Source organism: Vibrio ordalii ATCC 33509, from assembly GCA_000257205.1.
In the GTDB taxonomy this organism is placed as follows: Bacteria; Pseudomonadota; Gammaproteobacteria; order Enterobacterales; family Vibrionaceae; genus Vibrio; species Vibrio ordalii.
Map to the genome: position 1 here is coordinate 1 of AEZC01000245.1, position 453 is coordinate 453.

Consider the following 453-nt stretch of genomic DNA (forward strand, 5'->3'; position numbering starts at 1 on the left):
ACATTTCATCGGTCAACGGATAGTTAAAGATATGTTCTTTTGCTGTCTCATCATACTCAAGTGCAACCAACATGCTTTGTAGATCTTGATAGGCGTTATGCCATGACAACAAAGAATCCACCACCGCATCTTTTCGTTGCTCGTCACTCATATTGCCAGCAAATTTAAGTGGCAAGTTTGAATTAGTGAACGTTGAGTAGACCAGTTCACGAAACGCTTGTTTCACATCCAGTTGAGTCAAACCCACCGATTGTAGCTCGTCAAACAGCGCTGGCTCCAACCCACTACCGATGTAAGCCTCTAAGGCCTTTTCGGTCAATTTCAACGACAAGCGATGCAGCAAACTAGATTTAATGTTATTAGGTGACCCATAAGCGTAAACCGTGTCGATACCCACTGCATCCAGTGCGGCTTTCACGCTGAGCATCTCCCAATCTTCTAAATCATCCGCTT

At 44.4% G+C, this 453-nt stretch carries 1 pseudogene; it reads right to left on the reverse strand.

Going from position 1 to position 453, the window contains the following annotated elements:
• Positions 1-453: pseudogene (locus VOR_RS18890) on the reverse strand (anthrax toxin-like adenylyl cyclase domain-containing protein); the annotation flags it as partial.